Source organism: Methylobacterium sp. Leaf465 (assembly GCF_001424705.1).
Taxonomy (GTDB): Bacteria; Pseudomonadota; Alphaproteobacteria; order Rhizobiales; family Beijerinckiaceae; genus Methylobacterium.
The window spans coordinates 68,686-92,792 of sequence record NZ_LMRA01000004.1 but is presented as its reverse complement, the minus strand read 5'-3'; the positions used below and the strand labels follow the sequence as shown (position 1 = coordinate 92,792).

The 24,107-nt window shown below is 66.6% G+C and carries 25 protein-coding genes; 9 read left to right on the top strand and 16 right to left on the bottom strand.

Annotated elements, in window-relative coordinates; genetic code table 11:
* Positions 1-23 precede the first annotated feature (23 nt).
* Positions 24-857, top strand: coding sequence for a flagellar motor protein MotB (locus tag ASG51_RS04740; protein WP_056271697.1), 834 nt, complete (start codon positions 24-26; stop codon positions 855-857).
* Positions 858-1,056: 199 nt separating this feature from the next.
* Here ASG51_RS04740 and ASG51_RS04735 read toward each other — a convergent pair whose 3' ends face one another.
* Positions 1,057-1,527: a CAP domain-containing protein gene (locus tag ASG51_RS04735; protein ID WP_056271694.1), complete on the bottom strand. Its 471-nt coding sequence runs from the start codon at positions 1,525-1,527 to the stop codon at positions 1,057-1,059.
* Positions 1,528-1,587: 60 nt separating this feature from the next.
* Entirely contained in the window at positions 1,588-4,260 is a 2,673-nt protein-coding gene (locus ASG51_RS04730) for a DUF3772 domain-containing protein (RefSeq protein WP_082513880.1), read from the bottom strand.
* Between the two features lie 576 nt (positions 4,261-4,836).
* Between ASG51_RS04730 and ASG51_RS04725 the strand changes: the two genes are divergently transcribed.
* Positions 4,837-5,385, top strand: coding sequence for an HNH endonuclease (locus ASG51_RS04725; RefSeq protein WP_055950293.1), 549 nt, complete (start codon positions 4,837-4,839; stop codon positions 5,383-5,385).
* Between the two features lie 347 nt (positions 5,386-5,732).
* On the opposite strand, the gene ASG51_RS04720 is transcribed toward ASG51_RS04725, so the two are convergent.
* The 3 genes from ASG51_RS04720 to ASG51_RS04710 all read right to left on the bottom strand — a co-directional run bounded on the left by ASG51_RS04720 (position 5,733) and on the right by ASG51_RS04710 (position 8,773).
* A complete protein-coding gene (locus ASG51_RS04720; RefSeq protein ID WP_056379420.1) occupies positions 5,733-6,653 on the bottom strand; it encodes an outer membrane beta-barrel protein in 921 nt (306 codons plus the stop codon).
* Between the two features lie 148 nt (positions 6,654-6,801).
* Positions 6,802-7,647, bottom strand: coding sequence for an outer membrane beta-barrel protein (locus tag ASG51_RS04715; protein WP_200941325.1), 846 nt, complete (start codon positions 7,645-7,647; stop codon positions 6,802-6,804).
* Between the two features lie 256 nt (positions 7,648-7,903).
* Positions 7,904-8,773, bottom strand: a complete 870-nt coding sequence (locus tag ASG51_RS04710) for an outer membrane beta-barrel protein (RefSeq protein ID WP_056379418.1) — start codon at positions 8,771-8,773, stop codon at positions 7,904-7,906.
* Between the two features lie 239 nt (positions 8,774-9,012).
* On the opposite strand from ASG51_RS04710, the gene ASG51_RS04705 reads away from it, so the two are divergent.
* Positions 9,013-9,315, top strand: coding sequence for an MmcQ/YjbR family DNA-binding protein (locus tag ASG51_RS04705; protein WP_244472588.1), 303 nt, complete (start codon positions 9,013-9,015; stop codon positions 9,313-9,315).
* Positions 9,316-9,379: 64 nt separating this feature from the next.
* Here ASG51_RS04705 and glmM read toward each other — a convergent pair whose 3' ends face one another.
* The 5 genes from glmM to pal form a co-directional block, all read right to left on the bottom strand.
* Positions 9,380-10,723: a phosphoglucosamine mutase gene (gene glmM, locus ASG51_RS04700; protein WP_056379416.1), complete on the bottom strand. Its 1,344-nt coding sequence runs from the start codon at positions 10,721-10,723 to the stop codon at positions 9,380-9,382.
* Positions 10,724-10,961: 238 nt separating this feature from the next.
* On the bottom strand, positions 10,962-12,878 hold the full coding sequence (gene ftsH, locus ASG51_RS04695; RefSeq protein WP_056379414.1) for an ATP-dependent zinc metalloprotease FtsH: 1,917 nt from the start codon (positions 12,876-12,878) through the stop codon (positions 10,962-10,964).
* A gap of 159 nt (positions 12,879-13,037) precedes the next feature.
* On the bottom strand, positions 13,038-13,994 hold the full coding sequence (gene tilS / locus ASG51_RS04690; RefSeq protein ID WP_277996194.1) for a tRNA lysidine(34) synthetase TilS: 957 nt from the start codon (positions 13,992-13,994) through the stop codon (positions 13,038-13,040).
* Between the two features lie 41 nt (positions 13,995-14,035).
* On the bottom strand, positions 14,036-15,004 hold the full coding sequence (ybgF, locus tag ASG51_RS04685) for a tol-pal system protein YbgF (RefSeq protein WP_056271680.1): 969 nt from the start codon (positions 15,002-15,004) through the stop codon (positions 14,036-14,038).
* Positions 15,005-15,172: 168 nt separating this feature from the next.
* On the bottom strand, positions 15,173-15,691 hold the full coding sequence (gene pal / locus ASG51_RS04680) for a peptidoglycan-associated lipoprotein Pal (RefSeq protein ID WP_056221079.1): 519 nt from the start codon (positions 15,689-15,691) through the stop codon (positions 15,173-15,175).
* Positions 15,692-15,996: 305 nt separating this feature from the next.
* Here pal and ASG51_RS25440 point away from each other — a divergent pair, with 305 nt between their 5' ends.
* Positions 15,997-16,287 carry a hypothetical protein gene (locus ASG51_RS25440; protein ID WP_347379726.1) on the top strand — a complete coding sequence of 97 codons (291 nt, stop codon included), beginning with the start codon at positions 15,997-15,999 and terminating at the stop codon, positions 16,285-16,287.
* 272 nt (positions 16,288-16,559) lie between these two features.
* On the opposite strand, the gene ASG51_RS23865 is transcribed toward ASG51_RS25440, so the two are convergent.
* Both ASG51_RS23865 and ASG51_RS04670 read right to left on the bottom strand, forming a co-directional pair.
* Positions 16,560-16,823, bottom strand: coding sequence for a hypothetical protein (locus ASG51_RS23865; RefSeq protein WP_156389570.1), 264 nt, complete (start codon positions 16,821-16,823; stop codon positions 16,560-16,562).
* 138 nt (positions 16,824-16,961) lie between these two features.
* Positions 16,962-17,966 (bottom strand): WcbI family polysaccharide biosynthesis putative acetyltransferase, encoded by a 1,005-nt coding sequence (locus ASG51_RS04670; protein ID WP_244480063.1) that lies wholly within the window; start codon positions 17,964-17,966, stop codon positions 16,962-16,964.
* Positions 17,967-18,050: 84 nt separating this feature from the next.
* Here ASG51_RS04670 and ASG51_RS04665 point away from each other — a divergent pair, with 84 nt between their 5' ends.
* Complete coding sequence (locus tag ASG51_RS04665) at positions 18,051-19,100, top strand: GSCFA domain-containing protein (protein ID WP_056379410.1); 1,050 nt, start codon at positions 18,051-18,053, stop codon at positions 19,098-19,100.
* A 4-nt stretch (positions 19,101-19,104) separates the two neighbouring features.
* Here the strand turns inward: ASG51_RS04665 and hemC are convergent, their stop codons facing one another.
* Positions 19,105-20,028: a hydroxymethylbilane synthase gene (hemC, locus tag ASG51_RS04660; protein ID WP_056379408.1), complete on the bottom strand. Its 924-nt coding sequence runs from the start codon at positions 20,026-20,028 to the stop codon at positions 19,105-19,107.
* Between the two features lie 256 nt (positions 20,029-20,284).
* On the opposite strand from hemC, the gene ASG51_RS04655 reads away from it, so the two are divergent.
* Together ASG51_RS04655 and ASG51_RS04650 are read left to right on the top strand one after the other, a co-directional pair.
* A complete protein-coding gene (locus ASG51_RS04655; protein WP_056271672.1) occupies positions 20,285-20,632 on the top strand; it encodes a hypothetical protein in 348 nt (115 codons plus the stop codon).
* 47 nt (positions 20,633-20,679) lie between these two features.
* Positions 20,680-21,099 (top strand): hypothetical protein, encoded by a 420-nt coding sequence (locus ASG51_RS04650; RefSeq protein WP_156389569.1) that lies wholly within the window; start codon positions 20,680-20,682, stop codon positions 21,097-21,099.
* Positions 21,100-21,106: 7 nt separating this feature from the next.
* On the opposite strand, the gene ASG51_RS04645 is transcribed toward ASG51_RS04650, so the two are convergent.
* Both ASG51_RS04645 and ASG51_RS04640 read right to left on the bottom strand, forming a co-directional pair.
* On the bottom strand, positions 21,107-21,406 hold the full coding sequence (locus ASG51_RS04645) for an antibiotic biosynthesis monooxygenase family protein (RefSeq protein WP_056221064.1): 300 nt from the start codon (positions 21,404-21,406) through the stop codon (positions 21,107-21,109).
* 32 nt (positions 21,407-21,438) lie between these two features.
* Positions 21,439-22,305, bottom strand: a complete 867-nt coding sequence (locus ASG51_RS04640; protein WP_056221061.1) for a Kdo hydroxylase family protein — start codon at positions 22,303-22,305, stop codon at positions 21,439-21,441.
* 279 nt (positions 22,306-22,584) lie between these two features.
* On the opposite strand from ASG51_RS04640, the gene ASG51_RS04635 reads away from it, so the two are divergent.
* Together ASG51_RS04635 and ASG51_RS04630 are read left to right on the top strand one after the other, a co-directional pair.
* Entirely contained in the window at positions 22,585-23,043 is a 459-nt protein-coding gene (locus ASG51_RS04635) for a hypothetical protein (RefSeq protein ID WP_056221059.1), read from the top strand.
* An 87-nt stretch (positions 23,044-23,130) separates the two neighbouring features.
* A complete protein-coding gene (locus tag ASG51_RS04630; protein WP_056271659.1) occupies positions 23,131-23,436 on the top strand; it encodes a hypothetical protein in 306 nt (101 codons plus the stop codon).
* A gap of 73 nt (positions 23,437-23,509) precedes the next feature.
* Here ASG51_RS04630 and ASG51_RS04625 read toward each other — a convergent pair whose 3' ends face one another.
* A complete protein-coding gene (locus tag ASG51_RS04625; RefSeq protein ID WP_056350020.1) occupies positions 23,510-23,983 on the bottom strand; it encodes an Hsp20 family protein in 474 nt (157 codons plus the stop codon).
* Positions 23,984-24,107: the final 124 nt, after the last annotated feature.

Sequence of the window (24,107 nt, the reverse complement as noted above, 5' to 3'; positions counted from 1 at the left end):
CCGCATCACGCGCGACGGCGCCGATGGCTAAAAAGAAGCGCGGCGGCGCGCATGGCGGCCACGGCTGGTTCGTGACCTTCGCCGACCTGATGGCGCTTCTCATGAGCTTCTTCGTGATGATCGCCGCCTATTCGACCCAGGACCAGAAGAAGATGCAGGCGGTGGCCGGCTCCATGCGCGACGCGTTCGGCGTCAACAAGGAGTCGCGCTTTGCTGGCATCATCGAGAAGGACGGCCTCGCCCACGCCGACAAGGTCAAGTACAAGCGCGACATTCCCCCTGACCTTGCCTCCGATCACACCACCCCGCCCGCGGTCGACGGCAACGTTGACGAGGGTATGCCGGACAAGGGCTACCCGGACGGCGCCGGTCTCGCGGCAGCGAGCCTGCGTCAGGCGTTGCAGGACATGCCCGAGGTCGCCGAGCTATCGAAGAACATCATCGTCGCCCCCTCGCAACGCGGGATCGACGTGTCGATCGTCGACCAGGATGGCGCCTCGATGTTTCCCGATGGATCGAGTCGGCCCAATGCCCGTACCCGACGCCTCTTGGAGCGGATCGCCGGGACCTTGCGCAAGATGCCTAATCGCATCGCCATCACGGGCTACACTGCGACGGAGAGACCCGGAACGCGACTTCTCGCTCCGCCTTGGGAGCTTTCGGCCAATCGCGCGATCAGCGTGCGCGAGATCCTGGCCGGCAGCGGCGTACCCGATGACCGTTTCGCATCCGTGACCGGGAAAGCCGATACGGAGCCGCTGTTTCCGGACAATCCCTACCTCCCGGCCAATCGCCGGGTGACGGTGACGCTCCTCAGCGAAACGTCACCGACGCCTCGCATGAAGAACTTTCCCTGAGCCGCCGAGCCTGCGCCTCGTGCACCGTCCGGCCTGACGGCTGGCTCGATCGAGAGGCGTCATCGGCAACGGAAAAGTTTTTCTCGCCCAGCCATCCGGGGAGGCCTCCCTCCCCCCACCCCCCGGAAAACGCGCTCGCAGTCTGACGTCCGGTGGCTGTGCCAGCTTCCGGCCGGGACAGGCTATCCCTGGATAAAGCCTACTGTGCCAATAGGAGGGCCCAATAGACCTTGTACTTCGATCCTGGTGCGTAGGCGGTGGCGATGCCCATACGCTGCACACCGGGCGCAAGCATCGCTGCATTGTGTGCCGGACTATCGCGCCACCCGGAGAACGCCTCGGCCAAGGTGTGATACCCGGCCGACAGGTTGGCCTCTGCTGACTCGAAGCCGAGCCGCTCGACGGCATTCTTGACGGTCTGAGCCCGGCTCGGTCGATCGGCGGCGGCCATGGATGCCGCCTCCGCCTCCGCCAGCTTCTGCAATTCAAGATCAAGGCGCAGGGGCCCTGCGCCGTTTCGCGCGCGGTAGGCCGAGATCATGTCACGTGCAGTCGCCGTATCGACCTGCGCCGACTGCGTCGTCATCGGCCAGTAGAGGCTGGGAAGCGTAGAATTTACAGGCTCCGGGGTAGCGCAGCCGGTGAGCAGAGCCAGACCGCCGGCCATCATGCCGGCTCCGAAAATTAGTACCGTCCTCCGCCCCACGCCTCGTTCTCCCTACGCACCGTGTCAGCTCCCCGCGCGCCGCCTCCCCGCCTCCGCGGAGCGCATCGGCTCGGCCTCGTCGAGCCGGTCCTCAACGCGCTGCGGCGCGGTTTGGTCTCCGGAGCGTTGCGGTTGGGCGAACGCGCTGGCGATCTGCCCTACGGCGCTCTGGAAAGAATCCAAGCCTTGCACCGTGACCACGCTGGACCCCGGCCCGAGGGCAGGGATCATTCCAGCCTGCGACAAGGTCTGAAAGACCGTAAGGTTCAAATCGTTCTGCACTTTCAGGCCAAGACTGACGTCGACGATCATGACGATCAGCTCGAATTCCAGGAAGGGATCGCCGATCTTGCGGAAGACGACGCGGGGCGGCGGTTCCTTGAGCACGTCCGGTTGGGCTTGAGCGCAGCCCATCAGGAGTTCGGCCGCGTGAACGGGGTCCTGGTTGCGCAGAACGCTGACCGTGATGCTGACGCGGCCGGTCCGATCGCCACGGACCCGGTTCTTCACAATACCGGAGATCAGGTTCGAGTTCGGCACGATCACAGCCGAGCGGTCGAAGGTCTGAATCTCGGTGGAACGCACCGAGATTCGTTTCACGATGCCTTCGCTGTCTCCGATCAGGACCTGATCGCCGACGCGGATCGGGCGCTCCCAGAGAAGAAGCAGGCCTGAGACGAAATTGTTGACGATGGATTGGAGACCGAAGCCGATACCGACCGAGAGGGCACCGGCCACGATGGTGAGTTTCTCCAGGCTCAGGCCCAGGTAGGAGAAGGCCAGCGCCAGGGTTAGTAAGAAGCCGATATAGCCCGCGATCGTCGAGATCGAATTGCGCAGGCCTGCGTCGAGGTCGGTGGCCGGCAGGTAGGTCTGTTCGAGCCAGCGCTGGATCGCCCGCGTCACCGCCATGCCGAGGAGCAGGAGACCGATGGCGAGCGCGATCGTGGAGAGCGAGATCGTGACGTCGCCGACCTTGAAGCCGAAGAAAGCGCTGCGAACCGAGCTGAACACGTCGGTCGAGTCGAGGCCCCAGGGCGCCAGGGCAAGCAGCGCGGCCACGAGGACCAGTACCACTCGCGCGAGGCCGGTCGCCAGCACGGCGATCTGATTGATCGAGCGCTTGCGCAAGCCGGTATTGGCCTGGAGCGCGGTGGCGATCTTGGTGTCGTCGCAGAGCGTCCCCCCAATGAAGGTGTCGGCGCTGGAGATCAGCAGGAACAGCAGGACGAAGAGCCCCGCCGTCCAGACGAGTTGGTCGATGACGAAGGCCGCGAAGGCCACGTAGCCGACGAGGGGGGCGATGGCGATGACCACCACCGCCGCCCAGCCGAGAAGCCGCGCCGGGCCGCCGATCCCGGTGGTCGCCTCCGGCGCCACGTAGGGGCCGAAACACGCCTCCTCCTGCTCGGCCGAATCGGCGAAGCGATGCAGTCCGATGGCGAGGATCAGCGCTGTGGCGAGCGCGCCGATGCCGCGCGTGGCGATGGAGATGGGCAGCGCCGCCGAGATCCCCGAGTTCAGGGCCTCGATCGACTTGACCACTGTGATGACGATGGCGATGCCGACGGCCAGACGGGTTACCCGCGCAGCGGCGGCGTCGCTCATGGTCGCGACGCGCCAGGACGGCTTGTCGGGTGAGAGCAGCGCGTCGGCCAGGGCCTCCACGAAGGCGATGAAGGCCAGGCCTCCGAGGATGGCGCCCGCCACCGGCAACAGGCGCAGGGGTAGGAGATCGGTGGCATCGAGGGCGTAATAGACCGCGTAGCTGCCGATGAACGCCGGGATGGTGCCGAGGAGGAACACGCGCCAGGCCGCGAGGAGCTTCCGGCGCTGCGAGGGGTCGACGGCCTTGGCATCGCGCCGGCCGAGGCGTGGGGCGATGTTGCGACGCCCGAAATACAGGGCGATCGAGATACCGAAGGCGATCCCGAGGAGCAGCAGGTTTCCAATGGTGCCGTTGCGGGCGAACAGGGCCGCCGTATCCTCCACAGCGCCTTGCAAGGCGCGTCCGTCGCGTGGGATGTCGGCCGCGATCCTCATCCACAGGTCGGGATTCACGAGGGCGGTCGATCGCTCGAACAGGCCGCGAGTGAAGGCCGCGCGACGGCGGTTCGAGACCTGATCGACGATCTGGTCACTCTGGACCAGGAGGGAGCGGGCAAGTCGCTGGGTCTCGTCGATCTCCGCAACGGCGTGCTCGCGCTCCGTCCGCTCGCGCGCCACGTCCTCGCCCTCCTCACCGTCCTTCGGCTTCGGACCGAGCTGTGTCAGCCGCTCGCGGGCCGCATCGAGGCGCGGGGTGGTGATGTCGATGACGTGACGGATCTTGTCCGCGATCACCTCGATGCCTTCGCGGGCGCGGGTCAGGTCGCCGCTCCCGATATTCGGTCCGGTGAGAATTTTTTCGCGCTGCTCCAGATCCGCCTTGGCGCTGTCGAGCTGGTCGCGGACGTTTTGGATCTGCTCCGAAACGGCCGGCTTCGGGGCTACCGCTTTGGCGGCCGGCTTGCCATCTGCGGGGGCTGCTGGCGCAGGGGCCGGGGCAGCCTTCGTCGGAGCCGCGGCGGGCGCCGCCGTGGGCGTGCCCTGCCCGACTGCGCCCGCAGGAGCCAGGACGAGGACACCCAGCCAAGCAGCGATCAGTGCCGCACCTCGGGTGCCTCGGGTCGTCTGGCCTCTCGGGATACCACCCATGATGATCCTTTCGCGCTGCGCCGTCGCGCGGTTCTGGCGCGCTGTCGCGCCTCGCCTCGTCGGGCCACTGGCAACCCGCATGCCCGAACCGGACGGGTAGAACCTGCACGACTCGGAAGCACGGGGAGCGACCGGAAACCGCCCCATCGCCGAGCAATGGGGCGAAAGGCTGACGGTGCGGCAGATACAGGCAGCTGATCGGTACGGATCGCCGATCTGTGGGCGCGACCTCGTGGAGAGCGGGGGTGACCTTCACAAGCGTGTCACGCTGATATTAGACTAAATCCCGATGGACTTGGCCTTTTCGTTCCCGTGCGAGGAGGTGGCGACGACCATCCGCGCCGATGTGCGTCGCCACGAACCGGGCGTTCCCGCCCGATGCGACGGCTTTTGGCCAATGCCTGGCTCTCCCACCCCTCCTCGGCGCTTGTCGAGCGGCTGGGCCCTACCCCCATTTCCGCCTGCGCCACGACGCTCCGGGACGCGGAGATGTTTGATCTTTCACCAACCTGGGACGATGCGCCCACCGACCTCCGCGCGTTGTCCCTCTGTTGACCCGTCGAGAGGGTAGCGCCGATGCTGGATCTTCAAACGCTCGTACTGAATGCGGATTATCGGCCGCTCTCTTATAATCCGCTCTCCTTGTGGTGTTGGAAGGATGCCTTCACAGCATTGTTCCTCGATCGAGTCACGCTGGTGGCCAGCTACGACGTCGAGGCTCGGTCCCCGTCTCGCTCGCTGCGCGTGCCTAGCGTCGTTGCCCTGAAGAGCTATGTGACGCTGGCACGTAGCCCGGCCTTCACCCGCTACAACATCTACCTGCGAGACACTTTTTCCTGTCAGTATTGCGGCCTGCGCCTTCCGGCGGGTGGCCTAACCTTCGACCATGTCGTGCCCCGGTCCCGCGGCGGCCTGTCGAGCTGGGAGAACGTCGTCGCGGCCTGTTCCCCCTGCAATCTGCGCAAGGCCAATCGCACCCCGGCAGAGGCGGACATGCCTCTGCTCCACGAGCCGCACCGGCCGACACGGCATGAGCTGCACCGCCGCCAGCCGGAGTTCGATCACCGGGAGTATCACCACACTTGGCTCGATTATCTCTACTGGGACACCGAGTTGGAGACCTGAGTGCGGTCAGAGCGCCTGGAAGCGCGGCGGAGGCTCATTGTAGAGCGGTAGTGCGAGAGAGCGCGGCACGCGACGGACGGGAATCAGGACGACCGGGCGTCGCGGGGCAACGTAGACCGGATCCCGGTAGGCGATGTGCGGCGGGAGGAGCGGGCGCCGGTCGCCCCGGCCGGGTTCACCGCCTGCGTGAGCGGGCGCTGCTCCTACGAACGAGGCCGCAGCGCTCGCGAACAAGGCCGCGGCGCTGCCGAGTAAAATGTGGCGACGCATGAACGAACTCCCGGCGGCGGCGTGGTCGCCGCGCGGACGACCGTAAAAGAAAAGAGCGAGCGATCGCTTAAGGGCCTTCAGAATTTCACGGCGGCGCCGGCCCGCACGGTGCTGATGGCGATCCGGTTCGCGGCACTCTGCTGGAAGTCGTTGAGCATGACGTACTGATATTCGCCACGCAGGAGGATGTTGCTCGTCAGGGCGAACTCCAGGCCGCCACCAAGAACGAAGCCGCCCATGGTCTTGGTCTTGGCAGTGCGGACCACCTGGGTGGCCGGAGTTCCGGATTCCGGGTTGTTCGGGTCGAAACCGTTCGCAGTGTAGCCGAAGTTCTTGACCGCCACGGGATTGCCCGTCGTCAGAGCTTGATTGGCCTTGTAGGCGATCGTGTCGTAGCCGTAATCCTGAATCGCGACGGATTGCTCGGTATGGACCCGGCCGATGGCGAGGCCGCCCGTAACGTATGGCAGGAAGTTTCCGATCGCGTAGCCGCCGCGGGCGCGGATCGTGCCGTAATCCTCGATCCGCGCGGTCGCGGCACCGGTCAGCGAGACCGTCTCCAGGTAACCGTCGGATCCGACCTTGAACCGGCTAAGGCTGTCCCGCGTCGAGGCTGTCCGGTCGAACCGCGTATAGTCGGCCTCAATGCCGATCACGGTCTCGTCAGACTGGTAGTTGAAGCCCGCGAAGGCGCCGTAGCTGGCCCCTTCCATATTGCCACCGCGGGACGCAAGCAGGCTGGAGGCGTTGAAGGTCGTTTCTGCGGTGGAGTAGCGCAAGGCGTTCGACACCAGCGGCGTGTAGGCGTTCTTGAAGCCGGCGGTCGCCGACGAGTACCCGCCGTGTCCACCGAAATAGACGCCGTTCCAGTCGATGATCTGGACTTCGGGTTCGTAGTCGGAGCCGCGCAGGATGCCGTAATCGAGGTCCGCGCCCCACGCCGGCACGACGATTCCGACAGTGAAACCGGTCAGGAGCGCGAGGGAAACGGTACGCATCGATGTCGTCCTTAGGGCGTGAGCCCGATGGGTCAGATGGCTGAGCCTATGGTTCGGTTTTACTTGAGTAACCTTAACGTTCCGTTGCCCTGTCCTTCGCGGGAACGGTAAGGAGCCCGGCGGCGAGGCGCTCGCCGGGCCGGGTCCCTTATTCGTAGGGATTTCGGTTCCAGCTCGCACCGGGGAGGCTCGCCGGACCGCCAGCGAAGCGGTAGCGCAGGCCGACGCGGACCTCATGCGAGGCGAGGTCCTTCAGGCGCGAATCGAAGCCGTAGGTGTCGAGCCCTGTCTTGGCGCGGCCGAGATCGACGTAGCGATAGCTGGTGTCGAGGCTCAGGCCGGCGCCGATCTCGTAGGACACGCCGCCTATGAGGGCCCAGGCCAAGGAAGCGACCGAGCGGCTCGGGCGCCGCACAACGTCGCGCAAGCCGGTGCCCGCATTGCCGTCGCAGGCTTCCAGGATGCAGGTCGTCTGGGTGTAGGCCTTGCCGAGATGCTTATCGGCGAAGCCGATGCCCCCGCCAATATAGGGCGTCAGGCCCCACCAGGTCCCGAGGTCGGCATAGATGTTCACCAATCCGGTGAGGACGTCGAGCTGAGCGGATTCGATGTTGTAGCCCGTCACGAAGTCCGAGCCCGACGAATAGGCGCTGTAGCGGGCGGGTATCCGCTGATCGATCGTGGCGTCCACGCGCAGCCAGTTGTTGATGCGGTAGCCGACGCCGCCGCCATAGCCGGGAACCGTCTCGAGATTCAGGCGCGTGAGGGGATTGAGGGGGCGTCCGTCGGCCGGCGCTGGGGTCGCATCATGGGGACGGGCATAATCGCTGACCGTCGCGTCGACCCGGAGGTACCACCCCTCCCCGATGGCGACCGGGGCCGGTGGCGGTGGTGGCAGGGGGCGAAGATCCGCCGCCGAGGCGGTGGGCGCCAGCCCTTGAGCAGCGAGCATCAGCCCGAAGGCCGTGACGAACCGGAACGTGGATGCGGCCATGACACTCTCGAACGCTGAACGATTTGAAGCGATCGAAGGGGCGCGCGGCACGCCTCGGATCACGCAACGCCGCACTTTAGAGCGGAACCGTTAGAGAGGACTTAACCCTAACGCTTTGTCGCAACGGGGTTTTTGATGATCGCCGACGCCCGGAAACGGACGAAGGCCGAGGACGCGGCACCCCGCGTCTTCGGCCTTCGGATCCATCCGGTCTCTGTCCCTGCTGGGGGGGGCCACCCGGCAGGGCACGCCTCCGTCAGTATTTGCGAACCAACGGGGCCGGCTCGGGCTGATACTCGGCGACTGCAGGGGCGACGATGCCACCGAGCAGCCAGCGCATGCCGATCCGGACGTCGTGGGAGGTGACCTCCTTCACCTTGTAGACCGCGCCACCGCAATCCTGGTTGATGCAGTTCACGACACCCGAGCGCACGTCACCCAGATTGAGGTAGCGATAGCCGAGTTCCAGCTTCAAATTGGGCGTCACGCTGTAGGCGAGACCGGCCATAGCCGCCCAGGCCAGCGTGTTCGAATGTTTGTCCTTCGCGAATCCATACCCGCCGGTCGCGTTGCCGAAGCCGCGATCGTTGAATCCGGAAAAGTCGTGGAACGCAGTGCCGACGCCGCCGCCGACGAAGGGCGTCACGCCATACCAGGTGCCGAGATCAATGTAGCCGTTCGCCATTACGACGACGGACGCCAAGTTGGCTTGATACGCGTTGACCCCGCGGCACCCATCCGAGCGGCAATCCGCTCCATAGCTGTCCTGGAAGGTCAGCTTGCCGCCGCCGCGGTACTCGGCCGTGATATCGCCGTGGAAGTAAGCGCCGAACTGATAGCCGACACCGCCGCCGGCGAAAAATTGGCTTTCGATGGCCTTCTGGTCGTATCGGTACCCGTCCGGAAGCGATCCCTTCAGGACCGTGGTCGAGATGGCGCCCACGCTGGTTGCGCCAACGCCGACGTCGCCGCGCAGGTACCAGCCGCCGCCGATCTCAACGGGCGGGGGCAGCGGCTCGGGCGGCAGGGGCGGAAGCAGATCCGCCGCTTGGGCGAGGCAGGGCGCTGCCACGCTCGCAAAGAGCGTGATCGAGCGCGCCAAGGCAGACAGCTTGGTGCGGCGCATCGGATGTCCTTCAATCGACCGTGTGCCGGAAGCCTGAAATGCCGGCGGGATGACGGGGACATCATGGGATCCAAGAGTTAAATCGGATTTAACGTTAAATTTTATCCTTGCGGATGCGTTGACGGCTGTCACACAACGCTTGGTCCGTGATTACGGCGGAATGCACGCTCGTTTTGAGTAGAAATTTAAGCGACAGGGAAACACTGCCCGTGCCCAGCAGACCAGAGGATGTTCGCCGCTTGGCCGGGGCACTTCCTGAAGTAACCGAGGGGGCGCACAACGGACACCCGGACTTTCGGGTTCTTGGGCGGATCTTCGCGACGCTGTGGGTGGAAGAGGAACGGTTGGTTCTGCGCCTCTCGCGAACGCTGCAGGCCGAGTGGATCGAGGCCGAGCCCGATCTCTTCGAAGCGGTGGACGGCGCTTGGGGTCGGCGCGGTTGGACTTGTCTCACCCTTTGGGAGGCGGATGAGGACATGCTGGCCGCAGCTCTCCTGGCCGCCTGGCGAGAGGTCGCACCTGCGGCTTACGATCAGATCTAAGGTCTCGCATCTCGAATGGGCCAAAGCATCTGTGCCGAGCCGTTTTAGTCAAACCCGAGCGAATTCACGCCGCAGCTTTGGCAACAGCCTCGACTACATCATCCACCACCTCCGTGACGAGGCCCCGGTCGTCCCCTTCGGCCATCACACGGATCACCGTCTCTGTGCCCGACGGGCGGATCACCAGGCGGCCGGAATTGCCGAGGCGCTCACGCGCCTGAGCAATTGCCGTGACGACCGAATCCGCACTCAGCGGCTGGCCGGACCGGTAGCGTACGTTCTTGAGGATTTGCGGCAGCGGCTCGAAGCAGTGGCAGACTTCGCTAACCGGGCGCTCCTGACGCTTCACGACGCTGAGCAACTGCAAGGCCGCCACGAGGCCGTCGCCGGTGGTGGCGTAATCCGACATGATGATGTGTCCAGACTGCTCGCCGCCGAGATTGTAGCCGTGCTCTCGCATGTGTTCGAGCACGTAGCGGTCGCCCACTGCGGTGCGCGCTAGATTCAGACCGATGCCACCCAGGAAACGCTCTAGGCCCAGGTTCGACATGATCGTTGCGACCAGCCCCGGCTGCGTTAGGCGGTCATCCTCCTTCCATGACCGAGCGACCACGGCCATCAGCTGATCACCGTCGACGGACTGGCCCTTCTCATCGATGATAAGGACCCGGTCTGCGTCGCCATCCAAGGCGATGCCGATATCAGCGCGCAGCTCCCGAACCTTGGCCGCAAGCGCAGCCGGCGCGGTTGAACCGACGTCACGGTTGATATTGAAGCCGTCTGGCTCAACGCCGATGGCGATCACTTCGGCACCCAACTCCCAGAGGGTTTCGGGTGCCACTCGGTAGGCGGCGCCGTTCGCGCAATCCACGACGATGCGCAGGCCGTCAAGGGTGACGTTGCGCGGCAGGGAGCGCTTGGCGAATTCGATGTAGCGGGCGTGCACGCTCTCGATGCGCTTGGCACGTCCAAGGTCCCGCGAACCAGCCAGACGCTTATGCAGTTCGCCGTCGATCAGTGCCTCGATCTCCCGCTCGACATCGTCACTGAGCTTGAAGCCGTCGGGCCCGAACAGCTTGATGCCGTTGTCCTCGAAAGGATTGTGCGAAGCTGAGATCATCACGCCGATATCGGCGCGCATGGATCGGGTGAGCATCGCAACGGCCGGGGTTGGCATCGGCCCGAGTTGGAGTACGTCCATGCCCATCGATGTGAAGCCGGCAATCAGAGCGGTTTCAATCATGTAGCCCGAGAGACGCGTATCCTTGCCGATCACGACTCGATGGCGGTAATCGCCGCGCTGGAAGATTAAGCCTGCCGCTTGACCGACCTTCAGGGCAAGTTCCGGCGTGATGACGCCGTTGGCCCGTCCCCGGATACCATCCGTGCCGAAATACTTGCGCGACATGCTTTTCGCGTCCCGTCTGCTGTTCTCGTGTGTAGGGGAACTGAGTCCGCCTTAAGACGCAATCCTCCGACTGACCGCCGGTGATGATGCTTCGGCATTAGGTTCACCCATGGGATGAAAATCCGGTTGCCGGATCCCGCCCTTGAAGACCAAATCCATCATATCGTTAGGACGGCCTTGATACGAACGAGCCCGCCGGTGGCGGGCTCGTGATGTCAGATGTGGCTTATCTCAGGTTTTAAGTCTGTGGCTGAGGCTCCAGTCCATCACTGCCGCGTGGACGGCCACGGCCGGCAGACGGAACGGATGAGCCGCGCAGCGTGGTCGGTCCATCGCCCGCGTCCCGTATCGGAGGTTTGCCCGCGATGAGGTTCTTGATCTCGTCACCGGACAGGGTTTCGTATTCGAGGAGACCCTGAGCCAATGCCTCCAGATCGTCCTTGTGCTCACCGAGGATGCGGCGCGCCTCTTCGAGGCCGGTTTCCACGAGGCGGCGAACTTCTGCGTCGATCTTCTGAGCGGTCGCCTCCGAGACCGTCTGCTGACGACCCATCGACATGCCCAGGAAGACCTCGTCGTTGTTCTCTCCGTAGGCCACGGTCCCAAGCTCGGGCGAGAAGCCCCAGCGGGTCACCATCATGCGGGCAAGACGAGTCGCCTGCTCTATGTCGGACTGTGCACCCGAGGTCACCTTGTCGGCGCCGAAGGTCATCTCTTCGGCGATGCGTCCGCCCATCATGATGGCGAGGCGCGAGGTCATCTGTTCAAAGGACATCGAGAGCTTGTCGCGCTCGGGCAGCTGCATGACCATGCCCAGTGCCCGGCCGCGCGGGATGATCGTAGCCTTGTGGACAGGGTCCGTCGCCGGGACGTTGAAGGCCACGATGGCGTGGCCGCCCTCGTGATAGGCGGTCAGCCGCTTCTCGTCCTCGGTCATGACCAGGGTGCGCCTCTCGGCACCCATCATCACCTTGTCCTTGGCATCCTCGAACTCGTGCATCGTGACTATGCGCTTGCCGCGCCGCGCGGCGAGCAGGGCCGACTCGTTGACGAGGTTCATCAGATCGGCGCCCGAGAAGCCGGGGGTGCCGCGCGCGATGACCTTGAGGTCAACGTCCGGCGCCAGGGGCACCTTGCGGACGTGGACGCGCAGGATGCGCTCACGGCCGACGACGTCGGGATTCGGCACCATGATCTGGCGGTCGAAGCGGCCCGGACGCAGCAGGGCGGGGTCGAGCACGTCGGGACGGTTGGTCGCCGCGATGATAATCACGCCCTCGTTGGCCTCGAAGCCGTCCATCTCCACAAGGAGCTGGTTCAGGGTCTGCTCGCGCTCGTCGTTGCCGCCGCCGAGGCCGGCGCCACGATGGCGGCCGACCGCGTCGATCTCGTCGATGAAGATGATGCAGGGGGCGTTCTTCTTGGCCTGCTCGAACATGTCGCGCACGCGCGAGGCACCGACACCGACGAACATCTCGACGAAGTCAGAGCCGGAGATGGTGAAGAAAGGCACGTTGGCTTCGCCCGCGACCGCCCGGGCGATCAGGGTCTTACCCGTGCCGGGGGGGCCGACGAGAAGCACGCCACGCGGAATACGGCCGCCGAGACGCTGAAACTTCTGCGGGTCGCGCAGGAACTCCACGATCTCCTGCAGGTCCTCCTTGGCTTCCTCGACGCCGGCGACATCGTCGAAGCTTACGCGGCCGGAGGCCTCGGTGAGAAGCTTGGCCTTCGACTTGCCGAAGCCCATTGCGCGCCCTGCCCCGGACTGCATCTGCCGGGAGAGAAAGATCCAGGCGCCGATGAACACGAGGATCGGCAGCCAGCTCACGAGCAGCTGAATGAACCATGGCGTGTTGTCGGATGGGGGACGAGCGGTGATCTGCACGCCCTTGCTTTGCAGCTTGGACACGAGGCTCGGGTCGTTGGGGGCATAAGACGTAAAGTTGCCGCCGCCGACATAGGTGCCGCTGACATCCTGCCCGGAGATCACAACCGTCTGAATCTTACCGGAATCGGCATCATTCAGGAGCTGGCTGTAGGCGATCTCGGAACCGCCACCACGATGACCCGGGTTTTGAAACAGGGTCACAAGGGCGAGCACGAGCAGGAAGATGACGACCCACAAGGCGAAGTTGCGGAAATTCGGGTTCATCGATCAATCCCTGGAGGCATCGGGGCCCGCCGCGCGAATTGGGGCGGGTCGCTCCTGACGCTCCCCGCCAATGTAGGCAGCGAGTCCCCCCTTGCCAAGTCGAAGGGGAGGCCGTGCCATGGCCATGCCGCCGCGGCAAGGCCGCATCGGATGGGAGGGTTACGAAGATTTCCTTCCTCGGCGCAGTGGCGCCGAGGTCAGCACCAGATCCCCTGCCCGCGTCACTTCGAACAATATCCCACGCAGAGTCCGGCGTACTGGAATCCCCTCATGCAGGGCGGGTCGAAGGTCATCCAGAACGAGGGCTTCGAGCCGTTCCAGCCGCTCCGGGCTATCGGGCTTCATCTGCTCCGCCGCGAGGCTCGCAACACGAAGAAGTACGGCGTCCGGCAGGAAGCGAAGATGGGGACCGTCCAGGTGGATGCCGGGGCGGCACTCCGGCCGGAGTGCCGTCGCGAAAGCGATCCGCGCCGCTTCCGTCAAGGCCGCGTCGTCACGAGCGCAGCGCGCCGCGAGACGGCAGAGCCGATCCGGACTCAGACCTTCGCGAGTGAGGTCCGGTATGAGCCGGCGCAGGCGTGCTCGGGCGAAGCGTTCGTCGTCGTTGGATGGGTCGCGCACGAAGGCGAATTGCCGGCGCTCGCAATAGTCCACGAGTTGAGCCTTCGCGATTTTCAGGAAGGGCCGTGCCAGTCTGATGGAAGGTGTCAGGGATCGCTCGGTGCGCATACCCGCGAGGCCTGCCGGCCCGCTCCCCGCCAGGAGACGCATCAGAACGGTCTCGGCCTGATCGTCCCGGGTGTGCCCGGTGAGCACGAGCCCGGCACCGATGGTTTCGGCATGGGTGGCAAGGAGAGCGTAACGCGCGATGCGGGCGGCCTCCTGAAGCCCCCGCGACGGCTTTGGTCCGGTCCAGGCCAAGGTTCGGTGGGGGAGACCGACAGCTTCGGCGAGGCTGGCGACCGCCTCGGCTTCCACGCCCGCTTCAGGCCGAAGGTTGTGATCGACCGTGGCGACGTGGACGGTCGCCGCAGGATCGACGGCCGCCGCTGCAGCCATCAACGCGGTCGAGTCGGGTCCGCCGGAGACCGCGAGGAGGACCGTTCCGCCAGTCAGATAGGGGCGGAGCGCGTCCTCGACCGCGTCGACCGGTTTGCTCAGGCGGCGCAGCGCGCGCGCTTCTGTTCGCGGGTCACGCCCTGGCGGACGCTGGCGCTGGCAGAAGGAAATTTACGCTCCAATTCCGCGAGGGTCGCACAGGCCTGCTCGCGGGCTCCGAGCGCATTGAGCGAAGCTCCGAGCTTCAACATGGCATCCGGCGCCTGCGCCGAGCGTGCATAGTCCGTGGAGACTTTCAGGAATTGCTCGGCCGCCTCGCGGTTGCGATTGCGCTGTAGGTAGCTCTCGCCGAGCCAGTAGGTTGCTGATGGCACCAGTGCGTCGCGCGGGTGGGATTGGATGAATTGGCGCAGGCCCATCTCGGCCTGCTCGTACTGGCGCTGAAGGATGTAGGCGTAGGCCATCTCGTAATCGGCGCGCGCATCCCCCGTCCCCGTAGCAGCGACGCTGCCGGCCCGGGGCGGATTCGGAAGTGCACCGGTGGTCGGAACGCGGGCGGGCGGTGACAGGTCGACTGGGCCGCCGAGACCAGGCGGCGTCAGGCCGGGCTCCTCGTCATCCGCCTCGACGACCGCCGGAGGCACGTTGCGAGCCCGGGGCGCTTCGGCCCCCGCCCCGCTCGGCGTGGTGGTACCCAGCTGCATCGGCGCGCCCGGTTTGCCAAGATTGTGCTCGGGATCGAAGGCGTCGCTGCGCTTCTGGGGCTTGGCCGGAGCCGGATTGGTCCCCGATGGAGCGCCGCTGCGGCCCCCCTTCGCCTCCTGCAGGCGGAACTCCACGTCCTCTTGAAACTTGCGGAGCTGCTCCTTCAACTGGCGATTTTCATACTGCAGCGTTTCGATCTGCCCCGCGGTCTGACGCGACTGGTTTTCCAACCGATTGAGCCGGACGACGAAGTCGGACGCGTCCTGCGCCATCGCGGGAGCCGACATCCCCCAGAGGATCGATCCCGTGACGGATCCGGCTGCAGTGGCGAGGCGGGTCGCGAGGAGGAGGCGGGCAAGCATGACGGTGGTTACCGGTGGTCGAGGATCGGAGGTGCGTTCGCGAAGATCGCAGCCCGCCGATAGCAAATGCTGTCCCACGCGGCAAAAATGCGGCCATGCCGCGGCACATCGTTTCGGGCGCGGGATCCTGAAGAGGGTTCGGCTCCGAGATCCCGCGGCATCCTTGCGTCAGGAACCAGCGCCGCGATCGAGCACAGTGACGGCGCGGCGATTCTGGGACCAGCACGAGATGTCGTTGCACACGGCCACCGGACGCTCCTTGCCATAGGAGACGGTACGGATCCGCCCATTCGCGATGCCGCGCGAGGCCAGGTAGTCCTTCACAGACTGGGCGCGGCGCTCGCCGAGGGAGAAGTTGTACTCTCGGGTGCCGCGCTCGTCGGCGTGCCCCTCGATCAGGAAGGTGTAGCGCGGATAGCGCTGCAGCCAGTTGGCCTGCTTGTCCAGGGTGGCGGTGGCGGTCGAGGTCAGATCGGTGGAGTCCGATTCGAAGAACACCCGGTCGCCGATATTCACCACGAAGTCCTGGGCACTGCCGGGGGTGTTGGCGCCGCCGTTCATGCCACCGCCGGCGCCGAACCCGGAGGCGTCGGCCAGATCCTTGTCGTTGGTGCAGGCTGCGACGCTGAGGGCGGCGCAGAGGGCGGCCGCCAGCGGAAACACGCGGAAGCGCGCAATCATGGACATGATCCTGTTCTCCTCGGGCACAGCCGCCGGATCCCTGATGATCAGACCGACGACGTCGCCTCATGTGACCCCCTCGGGGACACAGCGGCGGTTCTTATGCGGTCTCGGTTAAGCGAAGGTTCCGTCAACCTTGAACGGATCTTTCCGAAATCGGCCAAAGTCTCGTGAAACCCAGTCTCCATGCACGCCCGCTCCGGATCGCTCCATCGACGGCGAGGTGAGACGAACCCCGGAGATCGGCCCCGATTGCGGCATCGGCGCGACGCTGAAGTCGATGTTTGTACGCGCGTCCAATCCGTGGCGGCATGGCAACATACGAAGCCCCGCGGGCTTTAGGATTGGTTTCGGATCGCACGGATCGCCGTCACCGCGGCTTCGGCGGATCGCCGGACGGCTGCCAAGGGCGCCGCAAGATCGGTTCCATCCAGGCAAGCCCGCTCCATCTCCGAACAGCGCTGGGAGAGATCGAAGAAGCCCAGGGACCCACTCGCGGAAAGCAGGATGTGGGCATCCTGCCCGAGGACGATGCGTTCCGAGGCGGGCGCCTGAAGCCGTCGGCCGATCTCGGTTCTCAAACGGTCGAGAAGATCCATTAGGCGGGCCCGGCCGAAGATGTCTTCCAACTCCTTGAGTGTGCGGGGCTCGTAGATCGGCCCTACCCGCGGGGCGGGCGCATCAGGGGCTGCGGACGTCTCGGCCTCGCGGGTCGAATGGTCCGGCATGAGGTCGTCCAGACTAGGTCGAGGGCGGGACTTGGCCCAGCCACCGCCTCTGTTGATCGGTGGTTAACCTCTACCGGACAAAGCCCACTGTGCAAAGAGTTGGTGCGATCCATGCACCGGCGTCAGGTCCTCGTCGTCGGGGACAATCACCGGCTTCCTGAAATGCCGACCGCCCTGTGCCAGCGGAACGGCATTGCCGTGGTCTCGGTTTCCGGCGGCGAGGCGGCTGTGGCCGTCCTCCGGCAGGCCAGCGCGACAGAGAACGGAGTGGGCAATACTTCGTACTCCTGTTCACCGCCATCAACCTTCCAGGCCTCATCGACGGCTGGTCCGTTGTGCAGGCTTTTCGCGCGCTCGATCCCGATGGACTGGTCGTCTGTTCGTCGACCCGCGTCTGCAAAGATCGCCATGCCGTGCCAGACAGCGTCTTCCCGGCAAGCCCTTCCGGACCCGGGATGTGCTTGTTTTCGCCGGCTCGCTAAAGCCTGAACCCGCCGCCGGATGGGAGCCGCTGAGTCTGCCGGCGACAGGCTGATGTCGGGGCGCAGTCAGGCCCTGAACAATGCCCGCACGGCGGGGTTCGCCCGCCAGCCCGCGACCCGGATGCATCCGAGAGCCTCCGGCGCATGGCGCCGATAGATCGCGAAGCTCGCCGCAATGAAGGCCCGTAAGTCGTATAGCTTCGGGTCGCCCCGGCGGGCCCGGTCCTTGAACAGCATCGTGCCGGTTAGGCCATAGTGCACCGCGAGGTCAGGGTAGAGGGGCCAGACCACGTCGGCGGCCAGATCATCCGGGAGATAGTCCTCAACCCGGGCCGGAAGCGGTTCCAGGCCCGCTTCGGTGGCGAGCCGCCGGGCAATATCAGCCAGCACGAACAATTTGGGATGGTTCAAGACGTGCATGAAGCAGCCGCGTCGGGACCATCGGGCGAGCTCCGCCTCCAGCGGAAACATGATGTCGCGTGCGCTGCCGAGAAGCTCCGCTGCGGCGACGTTCCAAGCTTCGTAGAAGCCGAGTCGTGTGTAGACCGACTCGCGGAACAGCTTCACGGTGTCCTCCAGTCCCAGCCCTTCCAGATAGGCGCACAGGACGATAGCGGAGTGATAAGGACCTGTCGGCGAGGCGATGAGGCGCGAGGCGGAGAGCGCACCGACATCACCCACGAGGACCATGTCGGGCTGATAGCCCGGGAACAGGATGGTCGGGTACAGGCGGAGGCGCGGATCGCCGTCGCCGAGGGCATGGACGTTGCCGCCCTCGACGAACCCTTCGGGGAAGAACTGTGTGAAGACGTGGTCGAAGGGGGCGAGATCGGCCTTCAGGCGCTCGAGGCTGCCATACCGTCGTCCGAGGCCGTCGAAGGGTACGAGGTGGACCTGCGCGCTCGGAAGCAGCAGTCTCAGAGATTGGGCGACGCCCTCGGCCTGGCAGTTGCCTAAGACCGCTATCCGCGATCCGTCCCGAACCGGGTCAAGCGAGTCGATGCGGGGCTTGCGCCATGCTCCCGCCCAGGATCGCCACGATGAACCCGGGCGTGCGAGGGAGGCAGCCAAGGCCGCGACAGAGTCCGGGACCAGTGTCTTGGTGGACGTGCGCGGCAATGGCCTGAGCGATCGGATGGAGATGCCGCCGTGGTGATGAACCCTTACGCCGATCTACCGGCCGAGCGATTTTGGCGCAAGGCCGTGGCAGGCGTGGCGCCCTTCGCCCTGGCACCCGCCCCGAGCGGCCGCTTTACCATCGCCCCCGAGTCCCGGGTGGCGACCGCTGGTTCGTGTTTCGCCCAGCATGTCGCCCGCGCCCTGACCCGGGCAGGGTTCGGGCATTATCTCGCCGAGGCCGCGCCCGACGGCATGGCGCCCGAAACCGCCGCCGACCGTCAATACGGGATCTACTCGGCCCGCTACGGCAACCTCTACACCGCCCGCCAGCTTCTGCAGCTCTTCGACCGGGCTTACGGCACCTACGCCCCTGCCCTCTCGATCTGGACGCGTCCGGACGGTCGCCTGGTCGATCCCTTCCGCCCCGGGATCGAGCCGGCGGGCTTCGCTGACGCGGCCGAGGTAGATGCCGATCGCCGGCGGCATCTCGCGGCGGTCCGGGCGATGTTCGAAAGCCTCGACGTCTTCGTCTTCACCTTGGGTCTGACGGAGGGCTGGATGCATCGCGCAGATGGCGCGATGCTCCCGGTGGCCCCCGGGGTCATCGGCGGCAGCTTCGACCCGGATGCCTACGCCTTCGTGAATGCGCGGGTGGGTGACGTCCGCGACGACATGCTAACCTTCCTCGAGCGGCTGTTCGCGGTCAATCCAGCCGCCCGGGTCATCCTCACAATCTCGCCGGTGCCCCTGATCGCGACCTACGCGGACCGGCACGTTCTGGTCTCCAACACCTACAGCAAGGCCGCCCTGCGAGCCGCGGCCGAGGAGATCGTCGCGGCCGAGCCGCGCGCCGTCTACTTTCCCGCCTACGAGATCGTCACGAGTACCGCCAATGCCGCGCGCTACTACGAGGACGACCTGCGCTCGGTCACGCCCATGGCGGTCGCCCACGTGATGCGAGCGTTCCTCGACGCCTTCACCACCCAGGCGAAGGCCCCGATCCTGACTCAGCCCCTCGGAATCGAGTATCGCCGCGCGGCCAGCGTGATTTGCGACGAGGAGGCCATCGAGCGAAGCCTGACGTGAGCGCCTACTGGAGGTGCCGTGTGTAGGTGTCGCCCGCCGCGCGCTTCAACGCCGCGCCGGCCTCGCGCCCGATGCGGGCGGCGTCCGACACGGCGCCGGAGCGCTGGACGGCCCAGTGGGCGCTGCCGTCGGGCAGGAACAGCAGGCCGTCGAGGTTCAGCGTGTCGCCGCTGATCCGTGCCAGGGCGGCGATCGGCGTCCGGCAGGAGCCATCGAGCTCGGCCAGCAGTCCGCGTTCGGCCTCGAGCTCGGCGGTGGCGGTGGCCGAGACCAGGGGGGCCAGGAAGGCGCGCACGGCGACGTCCGCCGCGCGGCACTCGATGCCGAGGGCGCCCTGCGCAACGGCCGGGAGCATCTCGCCGACATCTAGCACGCTCCGGGCCATGTCGGCCATGCCGAGGCGCTCCAGGCCGCAGAGCGCCAGGAGCGTGGCGTCGCAGGTCCCCTCCTCCAGCTTGCGCATGCGCGTGTTGGCGTTCCCGCGCAGGGGCACGATCCGCAGGTCCGGACGGCGCATCAACACCTGCGCCGCGCGGCGCAGGGACGAGGTGCCGACCCGGGCCCCCGACGGAAGCTCGGCGAAGCCGGACGCGCGCGGCGACAGGAAGGCGTCGCGGGGGTCATCTCGCTCCAGGATGCAGGCGATCACGAGCCCGTCGGGCAGCCAGGTCTCCACGTCCTTCATGGAGTGGACGGCAACGTCGACCACGTCGGCATAAAGCGCCTGCTCGAGTTCCTTGGTGAACAACCCCTTGCCGCCAATCTCGGAGAGCGGGCGGTCGAGGATGCGATCCGCGACGGTGTTGACCACCACGATCTCGGTCTCGAGGCCCGGATTGGCCGCGACGATCTTGTCCCGGACCATTCCGGTCTGGGCCAGGGCCATCGGACTTCCGCGCGTTCCGATGCGGAGGGGACGTTGGATCATGGGCGAGGATCGCTCGGTGGTGGGGGCGGCCGGAACCCGGGGGGCCGGGCCGGTCCGGTCTGCCGAACCTAGGTACGCAGTCCGCGCGCGGATGTCACCGGGACCGCGTTCGATCCGCCGCCGGCCGCTAAGTATTCCGAAACCACGCGTACAGGTCGCGCCTCCCGCGCCCCGCGATCTTAGGCCAAGCTTATCGCTCTCGACGTGTATCTGGTGCGACGAGGATGTCACGAGCCAGGTCGGCGGACGCTCACCGATGAAGCGCAGCAAGCTTGAAGCCTATTACGAGCAGGAGTTCGGTCCGCGCGACGACGAGCCGGACGACCGCCCGCTTCGGCGTTCGTCCGGTCGGGATCGGGCGCCGGCCAGGCCCCGGCGGCGGCGCGGCGGGTTCGGCATCGTCCGTCTGCTCAAGGTCACGCTGATGCTCGGACCCATGACGATCCTGCTGGCCGCGAGCCTGCTGATGGATTGCCAGGGGGGCGTCCGGGGATCCTGGGTCCCCGACATCCTGCGCAGCACCGCCTGCGCCCGCCGCGACCTGGCCGGCCGGGTTCTCCATCTCGACAGCGACCTTCGAACGGTCGCGAACGGCCTGCGGTAGCGCGGCGTGATCGGGACGGACCATCGCGATCGTGGCGGGAGGCCGCGGTGAAGCTCGGAGCTCGGATCATGCCCCTGGAGACGCTCGCCGCGCCGGTGCGGGACGACCCTGCGGTCGACGCGGGCACGCCCGCGCACGCCCGGATCCGTGAGGCGATCATCCGCGACGGCCTGCGCACGCCCCGGACGGTGCGCCGGTTCCGGGAGCTTGAAGGCGAAGCGGACGCGGAGGTCCGGTCCTTCACCCTGGGCTGGGCGCCGTCCCTCCTCCTCAACCTCCTCCTGCTCACCGCGCCCTTCGCCCTGGTGATCGGGCTGCCGCCGGTCCTGGCCTGTCGCGAGCGCGCCGAGCAGTTCGGCTTCTTCGCCGGCGAGACCCTGTCGGGTTGTGCCGCGCGCGGCGTCCGCGCGCGGATCGGCCGGCTTGACGACCGCATCAAGATGCTGGTGCGGGGCTCCGGCTCGTGACGCGGCCTTAAAAGGCCTGGAGCGCCAGCTCGGTGTGCTCGACGCTGGGCGGCGCCTCGAAGCAGGGCGAGACCATGGCCCGGTAGTCCTTCCAGGCCTGGGAGCCGGTGAAGTCCACGGTATGGTTCTCCAGGGTCTCCCATTCGATGAGCAGGCGGTAGCGCTGCGGCTTCTCGATGGAACGGCGGACGGCGAAGCTGCGGCAGCCCTTGGCGGATTTGAAGATCGCCGCCGCCTTGGCGATGCCGGCCTCGAACTCGGCCTCCAGGCCTGGCTTGACGTCGATCTGCGCGATTTCGAGGATCATGAATCTCTCCGGCCGTAAGGTTCGAGGGGGGATCAGCGAAGGGGGCGGCCGAGGGCCTGGGCGAGCAGGCGCTGCGGGCTGCGCTCGGGGCGGGCCTGGTCGGCCACCGCGAGGTAGGCGGTCTGCTCCAGCATGTACTGGCCGCCCATGGCGCCGTGCATCACGAGGTCCGAGAAGGTCACCCAGGTCTGGCCGGGGGAGAAGTGGACATCGGCCTGGGGCGCCGTCTCCTGGTAGGTCATGTCCTGCTTCAGGGCGTCGTGCAGGTGCAGCATGAGGTGGTCGTACTCGCTGCGCCGCGCCTTGGTGATCTTGAGGAGCGCCAGCATCCGGGCCGAGAGCGGCGAGTAGCCGGGCAGGCGCGGCAGGAATTTCCGCGCCATGGACGGAAAGTCCTCGCCGACCCGCCAGTGGCGCGGCTGCCCGTTGGGGTTGATGTTCCGGAAGATGCGCAGGATGCGCTTCTCGCCGATCGGGTTCGACGGGAAGGCGTCCACGTGCAGGCGGGTATCGTCGCGCCGCCAGCTCAGCTTGCGCTGGTCCACCTCGAAGGGGCGATAGGAGGTGCCCGCGAAGGAGACCTTGCCGGCATAGGCCGGCAGGTGCGCGGCGACCAAAGCCTCGGCGAAGGCGCGGTAGCGGATGAGGACCTGGCGCAGGGCCTCCTGCTCCTCCGGCGTGCCGGCCGCGCCCCGCAGGGTGGCTTGCGGCCCGCGGATGTTGACGTTCTTGGCCTTGCCGTCGGCGAAGGGGCGCTCGACGAAGCGCTCCTCGAAGGGGCTCAGGGGAAAGTCGAGGTCGGGGAACATCAGGACCGCGCCGCCTTCGAGGGCATCCACCAGAGACGGCGTGCCGGGGGGCGGCCCCGCGCGTGAGACGGATACGATCGGGCTGATCATCGGGCGGGGATCCTCGAAAACCGCGGCGGGACCGGCGGTTTAGCCGAACGGCGCGCCGCTGGCCACGGGCGCGGCGGCCCGTCGTCGATCCCCCTGCCCGTCCCGGCCCGGATCGGTCCCGACGGATAGCGGTGGATGACGGCGCTTGCCTGTTGTCACACCGCCCGAACCGGCCCAACCCTGACGGCCTGTCCGGAGCAACCCTGGCGTTTCGGTCGCGTTGATGGAACAGTCGCGGTTCCGACCTCACGGAACCCTGCGGCGATGAGGATGCCGACCATGGCGACGTTGAAGGAATTCGAGGAGTCCCTGCGCGAGCACGGCATGCACATGGCCCTCGCCCTGCTGGAGCGCCTGCGTGAGCGGGACCGGGCGACGCGGACGATCAAGCCGGCCCGGCGCCTGACTGGCCAGAAGATGACCTCGGAACTCGCCCGCGCGATCCTCGACCTCCACGCCTCCACCGGCATGACCCAGCAGGAGATCGCCTTCAAGGTCGGCGTGAACCAGGGCCGGGTCAACGAAGTGATCAAGCGCGGCAAGTGGCTGGACGACGATCCCCACGCCCCGGAGGCGGTCGCTCGCGACAGGGCGAAGGCCCGCCTGCGCGCCGATCCGCCGGCCGAGCGACCGGCCGCCCGCCGGTCCGTGGGCAAGCCCGCGGCCAAGCGGGCGAAGGGAACGCCGCCTGCGCGGCGTCCGAGCCCGCAAGGACAGCTGATCTTCGGCGACCTGTGATCGCACCCGGCGGTCGAGGAGCCTAGGCGTGGGGCGTTCCGCGTCTCTCTCGCGGGATCGACCGGGCGGGCTGCGCGTTGGCCCGCCATGCCGAACCGCGTCGCCCTCGCCGCCCTCGTTCTCGCCCTCTGCAGCGTCCCGGCGCTCGCGCAGCGGGCCTCGACGGTTGCCATGTCCTGCGGTCAGGCCAAGGGGCTGGTGGACCGGCGGGGCGGCCTCGTGCTCGGAACCGGCGGGCAGACCTATGACCGCTTCGTGCGCGATCGCAGCTTCTGCGAGGTCACCGAGATCACGGTCCCGGCCTTCGTGCCGGCACAGGATACGCCGCGCTGCTTCATCGGCTACCGCTGCAAGGAGCCGAGCCGCAGCGACTGGTTCGACGGCGGTTTCTGACGCGATCGCATCGCCCCATGGGAAAGCGCCCCGGCCACGGGACCGGGGCGCTCCGAACGTCCGTCTGGGCCGATCAGGCGGCCTGCTGCGTCGAGCCCTCGATCACAGGCGCTCGCGGGGTGCGGCCGGTGGCGATCTGGATCTGACGCGGCTTCTTCGCCTCCGGAATCTCGCGGACGAGATCGATGTGGAGGAGGCCGTTCTCGAGGGCGGCCCCCGTCACCTGGACGTAGTCCGCCAACTGGAACCGACGCTCGAAGGCGCGGGCCGCGATGCCCTGGTGCAGGAATTCCGCCGGCTTGGCGGGATCGGACTGACGCTCGCCCTTCAGCGTCAGCGCATTCTCCTTCACCTCGATCGCGAGATCGGACTCCGTGAAGCCGGCCACCGCCACCGTGATCCGGTAGGCGTTCTCGCCGGTGCGCTCGATGTTGTAGGGCGGATAGGTCGGGGCCGCGTCGGCGCTCACGAACTGGTCGAGGGCCGAGAACAGGCGGTCGAAACCGACGGTGGAGCGATAAAGGGGAGCAAGGTCGAACTGACGCATCACATATTCTCCGTAAGAAGCAACATGCTGGTTCTGGGTCCGCCCGAGGGCCGGACCAGTCGCACCGCCGTATTGGCCGGTGCTCACCTAATATCGGAGCCGGGTTTCAGCCTCGCAAGAGCCT